The organism is Streptosporangium sp. NPDC000239 (assembly GCF_040300765.1).
In the GTDB taxonomy this organism is placed as follows: Bacteria; Actinomycetota; Actinomycetes; order Streptosporangiales; family Streptosporangiaceae; genus Streptosporangium.
Map to the genome: position 1 here is coordinate 43,600 of NZ_JBEPEI010000034.1, position 8,596 is coordinate 52,195.

The 8,596-nt window shown below is 67.6% G+C and carries 15 protein-coding genes; all 15 read left to right on the forward strand.

All coding sequences use genetic code 11. The annotated features are described in order from the left end of the window. Window positions 1-12: 12 nt before the first annotated feature. Entirely contained in the window at window positions 13-855 is an 843-nt protein-coding gene (locus tag ABT340_RS41335; RefSeq protein ID WP_352016413.1) for a hypothetical protein, read from the forward strand. Continuing rightward, window positions 852-1,442 carry a hypothetical protein gene (locus ABT340_RS41340; protein ID WP_352016414.1) on the forward strand — a complete coding sequence of 197 codons (591 nt, stop codon included), beginning with the start codon at window positions 852-854 and terminating at the stop codon, window positions 1,440-1,442. Before ABT340_RS41335 ends, ABT340_RS41340 begins: the two co-directional genes overlap by 4 nt. Then, window positions 1,442-1,960 carry a hypothetical protein gene (locus ABT340_RS41345; RefSeq protein WP_352016415.1) on the forward strand — a complete coding sequence of 173 codons (519 nt, stop codon included), beginning with the start codon at window positions 1,442-1,444 and terminating at the stop codon, window positions 1,958-1,960. Before ABT340_RS41340 ends, ABT340_RS41345 begins: the two co-directional genes overlap by 1 nt. After that, window positions 1,953-2,201, forward strand: a complete 249-nt coding sequence (locus ABT340_RS41350) for a hypothetical protein (protein ID WP_352016416.1) — start codon at window positions 1,953-1,955, stop codon at window positions 2,199-2,201. Before ABT340_RS41345 ends, ABT340_RS41350 begins: the two co-directional genes overlap by 8 nt. Further along, window positions 2,201-2,719, forward strand: coding sequence for a DUF5131 family protein (locus tag ABT340_RS41355; protein WP_352016417.1), 519 nt, complete (start codon window positions 2,201-2,203; stop codon window positions 2,717-2,719). Before ABT340_RS41350 ends, ABT340_RS41355 begins: the two co-directional genes overlap by 1 nt. Before the next feature lie 91 nt (window positions 2,720-2,810). Further along, window positions 2,811-3,164: a hypothetical protein gene (locus ABT340_RS41360; protein ID WP_352016418.1), complete on the forward strand. Its 354-nt coding sequence runs from the start codon at window positions 2,811-2,813 to the stop codon at window positions 3,162-3,164. Then, on the forward strand, window positions 3,164-3,337 hold the full coding sequence (locus ABT340_RS41365) for a hypothetical protein (protein WP_352016419.1): 174 nt from the start codon (window positions 3,164-3,166) through the stop codon (window positions 3,335-3,337). The genes ABT340_RS41360 and ABT340_RS41365 overlap by 1 nt, the downstream gene beginning before the upstream one ends. Beyond that, entirely contained in the window at window positions 3,334-3,942 is a 609-nt protein-coding gene (locus ABT340_RS41370) for a hypothetical protein (protein WP_352016420.1), read from the forward strand. Before ABT340_RS41365 ends, ABT340_RS41370 begins: the two co-directional genes overlap by 4 nt. Then, entirely contained in the window at window positions 3,942-4,220 is a 279-nt protein-coding gene (locus tag ABT340_RS41375) for a hypothetical protein (protein ID WP_352016421.1), read from the forward strand. Before ABT340_RS41370 ends, ABT340_RS41375 begins: the two co-directional genes overlap by 1 nt. A 100-nt stretch (window positions 4,221-4,320) precedes the next feature. After that, window positions 4,321-5,331: a DNA translocase FtsK gene (locus ABT340_RS42570; protein WP_502992617.1), complete on the forward strand. Its 1,011-nt coding sequence runs from the start codon at window positions 4,321-4,323 to the stop codon at window positions 5,329-5,331. Between the two features lie 136 nt (window positions 5,332-5,467). After that, window positions 5,468-5,758 carry a hypothetical protein gene (locus tag ABT340_RS41385; protein ID WP_352016422.1) on the forward strand — a complete coding sequence of 97 codons (291 nt, stop codon included), beginning with the start codon at window positions 5,468-5,470 and terminating at the stop codon, window positions 5,756-5,758. Then, window positions 5,755-6,228, forward strand: a complete 474-nt coding sequence (locus ABT340_RS41390) for a WhiB family transcriptional regulator (protein ID WP_352016423.1) — start codon at window positions 5,755-5,757, stop codon at window positions 6,226-6,228. The genes ABT340_RS41385 and ABT340_RS41390 overlap by 4 nt, the downstream gene beginning before the upstream one ends. A gap of 128 nt (window positions 6,229-6,356) precedes the next feature. Then, window positions 6,357-7,049, forward strand: a complete 693-nt coding sequence (locus ABT340_RS41395; RefSeq protein WP_352016424.1) for a hypothetical protein — start codon at window positions 6,357-6,359, stop codon at window positions 7,047-7,049. Then, entirely contained in the window at window positions 7,046-7,537 is a 492-nt protein-coding gene (locus ABT340_RS41400) for an SLOG family protein (RefSeq protein WP_352016425.1), read from the forward strand. Before ABT340_RS41395 ends, ABT340_RS41400 begins: the two co-directional genes overlap by 4 nt. Beyond that, complete coding sequence (locus tag ABT340_RS41405) at window positions 7,534-8,445, forward strand: winged helix-turn-helix domain-containing protein (RefSeq protein ID WP_352016426.1); 912 nt, start codon at window positions 7,534-7,536, stop codon at window positions 8,443-8,445. The genes ABT340_RS41400 and ABT340_RS41405 overlap by 4 nt, the downstream gene beginning before the upstream one ends. Window positions 8,446-8,596 lie beyond the last annotated feature (151 nt).

Sequence of the window (8,596 nt, forward strand, 5' to 3'; positions counted from 1 at the left end):
CTGGAGTCATTCGTGAACGAACTCGCCCTAACGGAGTCCGCGTCCCTGCGTGCCGAGCACGCGGACCGAGTGGACGTCCTCGACAAGGTGAAGGCGCTCAGCCTGCTCCCTGACGGGACACATGTTGACCTGCCGATGATCGCCCGCTACTACGAGGTGAGCGAAGACGCCATCGAAAGCGTCATCCGGCGCAACAGGCTGGAGCTTGAGGCCAACGGCTTCCAGGTTCTCAAGGGGCAGGCGTACCGGGAATTCGCGTCCGTCAATCTGACGGACGCGAATCCGAACGCGCGGTCCATCACTTTGTTCTCCCGTCGGGCCATCCTCAACGTCGGCCAGATGCTCGTTGAGTCCTCGGTTGCCCGCTCGGTGCGCACCTACCTCCTCGATGTGGAGGAGCTGGCCCCGCCGGAAGTCCGCACCGAGGCGGTCGAACGAGCTGCTCTCGCCCGGGTGCAGATCCTCGCTTACAAGGCGGCTGAGGGACTGCTTGAGCGGTCCTGGCTGGCGACTAAGGCGAAGATCGCCCTCGCCCGGATGGCAGGTGAGGAACCGGAGATCGACCCGGACGATGTCCCGCTGTACATCCCGGACTTCCTCAAGGCCAAGGGCCTGAAGAAAAGGCAAATCGAGTCGGAGCAGTCCTGGTTCGGCAAGCGCGCCGCCGCCCTGTACGAGGCCGAGCACGGCGAGAAGCCCGGCAAGCGTTCCTCTGACACGCCGAACGGCAGTGTCCGCAGCACCCTCGCCTGGACGCAGCGGGACCTTCCGATCTTCGAGGAGGTCTGGGACCGCTGGTACGCCGCAAAGTACGCCCCTCAGGCCGAGCCCGTGCTTTTCGGTGGTGTCCAGTGAGCGAGGACATCCCGCAGAGCGTCGAGGTCGTCGAGTCCACCGCAGAGAAGCCGGTTGAGCGGGACGACTACAACAACGGCAATCTCCGCACGTTCGAGGTGACGTGGGAGAACGGCACGGTCGAGCACGTGGCTGCCCACTGGGTGTTTCACCCCGCCCCTGATTTCGGCCTTACCCGTTCCAAGGGGGAGCACATTCAGTTCACCGGCTGGTACGACGGCAAGCACCGGACCGCCTTGTCGGTTCGCCCGGACCGGGTCCGTTCCATCCGGGACCTGGGTGTCCTGCCGCCGTCACCGGACGCGGGCTCGCCGCAGGCCAGCGACTTCGGCGTGAGGATCCCGATCCCGCCGGAGCCGGTCCGTATCGACCACGTCGAGGCGGACGAGGTCGTTACCACTCCTGCCTGGTGCGAAGGCCGGGCAGTGCGCTTGACCTCTGTGCTTGGAGACTGCGAGGACGGCGTCCCGCCCGACCACGTGCAGGTTCATTGGGAGTCCCTCGACGGCTGCCGCCGCGGTGTTATCGACGTCCCTCAGGACTTCCAGGTCACTCCGTGGAGTGCTACCCCCTGGGGCGGTGCGTGATGGCCGACAAGACCGTCTACCGAAGCACTCACCCTGACGTCCTCAAGATCTGGGACGTCGCCGACACCGCTACCCGGGACTGGCACGCCCAGGTTGAGATGTTCCTCGCTGAGCACGACCTGGCGGGCCGGAAAGTCTACTTCAGTAGCGCTTCCAGCACTGTTCTCGGCGTCGAGCACGTCGACGGCGAAGAAGTCCCGTGCGGGTGGCGCGTCCACCGGTCTCAGGGCTACCTCGTTCCCCGCCTGACCACCAAGGAAGGCAAGCTCCTCAACGCCCGCCTGACCGAGCTCAAGAGGCCGGACCCGCGCGACCAGGTGCCGGGCATGCCGAAGAACTGCCTGGCCGACGCCTCGTTCCTGACGTGCGGGATGCAGTTCATGGGTGGCGCCTTGTACGTCACCTGGTCGAAGCCGATCCCTGAGAAGCAGGTCGACTCGACCATCTGGGAGCGCGTGAAGCTCTCCGAGTACTACGCCGCCGTCGAGGCGGCCGAGGAGGTGGCTGGCCGTGGCTAACACCCCTGTCGAGGAGATCCGCGCCGCCGCCGCGCTGCTCCGCGAACCGGTGAACGCCACCACCCCGGATTCACAGCTGGCGTACTCCGGGTGGATCCAGGTGATGAGCCCTGCCCTGGCCCAGGCGCTCGCCGCCTGGCTGGAGTCCTGGGAAGGCGTCGAGGTCCGTCTGGACGGCCCGATGCCCGAGGACTACCGCTACGCCCTCCGCGTCGCTCGGGCCATCAACGGGGGTGCGTGATGGCCGACAAGTCCAAGATCCAGTGGACAGAGTCGACGTGGAACGTCGTCACCGGCTGCACGAAGATCTCTGACGGCTGCGTGAACTGCTACATCACTGGAACGCCGCCTTTCCGGATGGCGGGCCGCGCCTTCGACGGGCCCGGCATCGGAGCTTCGACCGGTGTGACGCTGCACCCGGACCGGCTGGAGATGCCGCTGCGCTGGAAGCAGCCCCGCATGGTGTTCGTCAACAGCCTCGCCGACCTGTTCCACGAGGACGTTCCGACCGAGTACATCGCCCAGGTCTTCGCTGTGATGGCGCTCGCGTCCCGGCATACGTTTCAGGTCCTCACGAAGCGCCACGCCCGCCTCCGCGCGCTTCTGAACAGCAGACAATTCCATCTCACAGTGCTGGCGCGAACCCTGCACTTGCAGGACGACGACCACCCGGCGCCGGCTTGGGATCCAGGAAGTCGAACGCTCGCGAAGTGGCCCCTGCCGAACGTCCGCCTCAAGACGCCCGACGGCCGCACCTGAGCCACGATCCCGCACCTCCCTCGTGATGCCAGGGAGGTGCGGGACCCACCCCCATCAAAGCACCCGATACGCCCATTAGTGGAGACCCGAAATGGTTAAGCCCCAGCAGATGCAGCCCGCCGTCGAACCCACTCCCCGCCTCGCTTACACCCCTGACGTGGTCGCCAAGATGCGCGTCGCGGTCGGCAAGGAGATCGACGAGGTCCGGGCCAACGCCCGCAACCAGATCGCCAGGTTGCAGCAGGCCATCACCGAAACCGACGCGCAGATGCGGTGGGAGGTCGCCCAGTGGGAGCAGGCGATGCGCGACATCGACGCGAACGCCGCCCCGGACCCTGGCGCTTTCCCCAATGCGGACGACCTGGCGGACGACCCAAAGAAGAACCTCGACGCGATCGCGAACCTGCACATCGCTCAGGACGCCCGAGAGGGGGTGCAGCGCTGATGCGGATCTTCGCTCGCCGTAAAGGCCGCCACGGCCTGTCGGGCTCCTACAGCGGCTGGTCGGCGGTGGCCCGGCAAGTCGCCGAGGAGAAGCCACCCAGACGCGCCAACTTCCGCCCGGTCGCCGCTCGCTCTCCGTACCCCGCCCTCGCTTCCCAGGAGCCAACCGCGTGAACGCCCCCTACGACACCAGCAAGACCGACCCGATGTTGCTCCTCGCGGAGTCCATGGGTCCTGGCGGCCCGTCCGGAATGATCGAGCGGCAGGAGCGCCAGGGGCAACGCGAGATGGTCAACTCGACCGTCATCCCGGCCAAGCTCAACTGCTCCGAGGAAGAGCTGGTCACGCTCGGCTTCATCCTCGGCGACCCCGTCGACGGTGACTGCCTGTTCCGCCACGCCGAGCTGCTCGCCGGATGGAAGCGAGAGGGCTCCGACCACGCCATGTGGTCACACATCGTCGACGAGTTAGGCCGCGCCCGCTGCTCGATCTTCTACAAAGCCTCTTGGTACGACCGGGACGCGTTCATCAGCGTCGAGACGGTGTACAGCTACGTCGGCCGCTGCCTGTCAGAGAAGACCACCCCGATCCTTGACGAGGTCTGGGCGACCCGGGACGCCGTGAAGGCGGCGGCCGTCGGCCACGTGGCGCAGAACCTCAAGTACCTGGGGTTGTACGAGAACAGCGAGGACGACTACGGCCGGGAACGTGCCGTGGAACTGAGAGCGGAGATCGCTGCCTGTCTGGCGCTCTACGCCGAGCCGAAGGGCGCCGCGTGATGTCCGCCCTCCCTTGGTGGGTGTTCGCCGTAGCTGTGGCCTTCGTGGCCACGGCTACGGCCGTGGCCCGGCGTCTCGCCAAGCGTCGCCACGCACGCCGCCTCGTTGACGCTCTCAACGCCGAACGCGCCGCAGGGGAACGCGCAGCCGCCGCCCGGAAAGCCCTCGGCATCCCCGAACCAGGGACCGTGGACAAGCTCATCGACGAGGCCCTCCGATCCAGCAGCGAGCAGGCGTGGCTCCGAGGCGAAGGAAGGCCGCCGTGGGAGCACTCCTGATCGCCACCGTCTGCCTGGCCGGGACCGGTCTGATCCTCGCCGCGATGTGTGTGAACGCCGACATCCCTGACATCCACGACGTTTTCGAAGAGGACGCTGAGTGACCCGCATCGACCTGACCACCCGCGACCTGCACGAGTTGATCGCCCCTGTCCTGCCGCACACTGGCACCGATCCGGAAGTGCCCGAGTTGGGTGTCATCCGGATCGAGGCGCGCAGTGATGTGCTGTACGCGGTAGCGACCGACCGGTACACGATGGCCGCCACCCGGCACCGGATCGATGGCGGCGCCGACGACATCGTGGTCGGCATCGACCGCTCCGATGCTGCGGCGATGCTGAAGCTCTTCAAGTTCACCAAGGACGAAGACCCTCAACTGAAGCTCGTCATCGACAAGGTCCCGGTCCCGGTGAACGACCGCGGAGACACGGTGGCCTCTCTCGGGTTGCAGGTCGACTCGGAGGACGGGACGAGGCTGCTGCTGCACGGCCACGCCCACAAGGTCCTCGACCAGTGGCGGCCCCTCCTGGGGAAAGTCCTGCACCGGGAGCAGGCCCCAGCCGTCCCGACCTTGTTCCTTACCCCGTCGTACCTGCCTCGGTGGACGAAGGCCGCCCGTAAGGGGGAGAGGCTGGCGGTGTTCATCGGCCCGGAGGCGACCGACCCGATCCTCATCACGGTCGAGTCCCACTTCGTCGGCGTGTGGATGCCCGCCGGCCACCTGGACGCGGGAGAAGACAGCCTGTCCGACAGCCCATGGTGGGACGAACTACCCGGGGGAGGCGGCCAGGAGTTGCGGGAGGAGTTCCTTCGCACGCCGCCCGCCCGGGACGCGAAGAGCGAACCCACTGATCTCGACTTGCTGGTCCAGGCCGCAGAACTGGTCATCTCCACCCAGTTCGGTTCGGAGTCGATGGTTCAGCGCAAGTTGCGGGTCGGCTTCGCCAAGGTCGCTCAGCTCATGGACACGCTGGAGGAACTGGGAGTCGTCGGCCCAGCGGAAGGCTCCAAGGCCCGCGACGTCCTCATCACCCCGGACGAGGCAGACGCCGTGGTGGAGCGGATCCGCAACGGCGAAGTGATCACTTCCTCTGAGGAGGAGACCGAATGACCCGCCCGGACATCCCCGTACCGGCCGAGGACAACGCCGAGTGCCCTCTGGAAGGCCCCGCAGTCGAGCCCAGCGAGCCGGACGACGGCGGGCTGTTTGAGCGCCCCGCCCGGCCTCAGCCCGGAAGGACGCTCCTGTGACCACGGCCCATGTCGATTGCGCTGCGGTCGCCCGCCTCGTGAGCGCAGAGATCGCCGCAATCGAGCAGTCCTTTGCCCGCCGGGTGGCTGACACGCTGACCGAGATGCGGCCCTCCACGGACCACCCGGCAGACCGGGATTTCACGTCCGGTGTGGAGATGGCTATCCGCACGGTCCTGGCGCTGGCTGGGGTGCCCGCCGAGCGCCGAACGGATCCGAACGATGGCGAACGCCCCGGAACGTTCCTGAACGGTCCAGAACAGGCTCTTGCGGCGGTGGACAGATGACAGCGGCCTTCAGTCTGGCCGTGCCGGACAACTGGGCCCTCAGGGCCGCGTGCGTCGGCAAAGCCCTTCTCATGGCGAAGGGTCCGCAGGATCTGGCCAAGCGGGTCTGCCGTTCCTGCCCAGTCCTGAGAGAGTGCAGGACGTGGGTGCAGAGCCTCACGCCAGCGGACGACCCAGGCGGTGTGTGCGGCGGACTGACGGAGAAGGAACGCACCGGGCAGGGCCGAGACGACGACGAGGGCACTCCTTGTATCCGGGACTGCAAGTGCGTCCGCTGTAGGGAGCGCAAGGCCCGCAACCGGAGGGCGCGTAAAGCCGCGCGGCTCGCCGACCCGTCGTTGATCGCTCACGGCACCGTGTCCGGCTATTCCGAATACAACTGCCGGTGCGCTCTGTGCCTGCCGATGGGGGAGCGCGTCAACGCCTCCCATCGCCGCAGCGACCGCAAGGCCCGGGCTGGTGCGTCATGAGATACCCCCATGGAACAGCGGCCGGCTACACCCTCGACAGGTGCCGTTGCGACGCCTGCAGGCAAGCAAAAATCGCCTACGACAACCACCGGTCCCGGCAGGTCGCTTACGGCCGCTGGCAGCCCCTCGTGGACGCACAACCGGTTCGGGAGCACGTCCAGCGCCTGGGGGAGTTCGGCCTCGGCTGGCAACGCATCGCCGCCCTGGCTGGCGTTTCCGGGTTCCCGGTAGCGCGACTGCTTTATGGGGTGCCATCTGAAGGGCGTGCCCCCAGCAAGCGCATCAAGACGCAGACCGCGGAGAAACTTCTCGCGGTGCGTCCGGACCTGGACGTTCTGGCCGGCACCGCGATGATTCACAGCGCTGGAACCCAGCGCCGTATCCAAGCCTTGTGCGTGGTCGGCTGGTCCCTCTCTGAGCAAGCCCGCCGGGCAGGCCGTCACCCGTCGAACTACGCCATGTTCCTCACCCGCCCCAGGGTGACGGCCGCGAACGCCCGCGACGTCCGCGACCTCTGCGCGAAATTGTGGAATGTCGCTCCGCCGGAGACGACAAGGAACGAACGCATCTCGGCGGCCAAGGCCCGCGCCGCCGCGCGCCGCAACCAGTGGCTGCCCTTGGCGGCATGGGACGACGACCTGATCGACCTGCCGCCGCAGTGGCTCCGCGCCGAGCTTGACCAGCGCGCGGCACAGATGAGTGACGCTGAAACGCAGAGCAGCCGCACCGCCGTCTACAAGCACGGCGACCACTCCCCTCTGACCCTGGCCGGAGCTCGTGAGCACGGCCGCCGCCAACGCCGCAAGCAGGCGGCGTCATGACCCAGTACCGCATCCTCATCACCGGCTCCCGCACGTGGCGCAACGAGCTGGCTTTCGGTGAAGCCCTCGCGGACGCCATCCCTGACCCGATCAAGCCGGGCACCGAGTACGTCATCGTCCACGGAGCCTGCTCCGAAGGGGCGGACGCCATGGCCGCCCGGTTCTGCGAGAACGAAGCCTGGTGGGTCGACAACGCTGGCGCAGCCCTCATCGAGGAGCCTCACGAAGCCGACTGGAACCTCTGCGGTCCGTCTTGCAAGCCAGGCCACCGCCGTACCCGCCGAAACGGCTCGACCTACTGCCCTACGGCTGGGTTACGGCGCGACGCCGAAATGGTCACTGCCGGAGCCGACGTGTGCCTGGCGTTCATCGACCCCTGCACCCAGCCGAACTGCCGCTGGCCACAGCCTCACGGCTCTCACGGGGCCTCCTATACCGCTGACCTTGCCGAGAAGGCAGGGATCCCCGTCCGGAGGTGGACGACGTGACGGAGAAGACGCTCATCGAGGCGATCGTAGGCCGCAACGTCCGAGCCCTACGCGAAGCTGTGGGCCTGTCCCGGGCGGATGTGGCCGTTGTTATCGGTCTGACCTGCTCGTCGGTGTCGAACCTCGAAACGGGACGGCAGAACATCGGGATCAACACGCTCTCCCGCCTCAGCAGCCTCTTAGGTGTGCCGCCTGCCGTGCTGCTCGGTGAGGAGCAGGCCGAGCTGAGGGGGGCGCTAACTCGTCTCCGAATGGCTGAGAGCCGCGCCCGCATCCGCGCCCGCGTGGCCGACGCCGAAGCGGAGGCCGCTCAAGCGCAAGCCCAGACGTTCATGGAACACGCCGTGAACGCGCCTGCCCACACCCAACTCGGTCGAGGCCGAACGGGCGGCCTGTACGCCAACCTCGGCGCCCGGCCACCCGCCCAGGTGCACGTTGACCTGGAGACCAGCAGAGCCACGCTCGGCGGCCGATACCTGCGCCTGACACCAGTTGAGTTTCGGCTGCTCGTCCTACTCGTCCAGCACGCAGGAACAGCCCTGAGCGGGGACGAACTGGCCGGACACCTCGGCGGGACGTGGGCCTCATCCGCGCACCGGGTAGCCGCAGCCGTCCGTCGCCTTCGCGGCAAACTCGGCGACCCGGCAGACAGGTCGCGCTACATCACCAGCATCCATGGGGCCGGCTACCGGTTCAACCCGGCCGCGGTCGCCCGCACGACAACCCCACTGGCCGCTTACACGGTCATCGTGGTCGACGGCCGACTGACGCTGCCGTGCCCGCACGACGGTTGCCCGACCGATCTCCTCGCCGCCGAACCAACCGGGGTACTCACCCGGCTTCGGGAGCTGGCCGCCTGGCATGAGCTGAACCACTGGGCGGAAGCGGCAAGCGAGGTGACCGCATGAGACGGGCTACGGCGGCCGGCGCGCCACTCCACCCCCTGCTGCTGGTGCTCGCGGTTGCCGTACCGCTGGAGATCGAGCGCCTGCGGGAGATGGACGACAAGTCGCGTACCCGCCAGATTGCCGCCGCCCTCGCCGCCAGCCGCTACCCCGA

Excerpts from the sequence above, each read along its gene's own strand:
- ABT340_RS41355 (WP_352016417.1), top strand. The coding sequence starts at position 2,201 with ATGGCCGACAAGTCCAAGATCCAGTGGACAGAGTCGACGTGGAACGTC.
- ABT340_RS41345 (WP_352016415.1), top strand. The coding sequence starts at position 1,442 with ATGGCCGACAAGACCGTCTACCGAAGCACTCACCCTGACGTCCTCAAG.
- ABT340_RS41375 (WP_352016421.1), top strand. The coding sequence starts at position 3,942 with ATGTCCGCCCTCCCTTGGTGGGTGTTCGCCGTAGCTGTGGCCTTCGTG.
- ABT340_RS41400 (WP_352016425.1), top strand. The coding sequence starts at position 7,046 with ATGACCCAGTACCGCATCCTCATCACCGGCTCCCGCACGTGGCGCAAC.
- ABT340_RS41360 (WP_352016418.1), top strand. The coding sequence starts at position 2,811 with ATGGTTAAGCCCCAGCAGATGCAGCCCGCCGTCGAACCCACTCCCCGC.
- ABT340_RS41390 (WP_352016423.1), top strand. The coding sequence starts at position 5,755 with ATGACAGCGGCCTTCAGTCTGGCCGTGCCGGACAACTGGGCCCTCAGG.
- ABT340_RS41365 (WP_352016419.1), top strand. The coding sequence starts at position 3,164 with ATGCGGATCTTCGCTCGCCGTAAAGGCCGCCACGGCCTGTCGGGCTCC.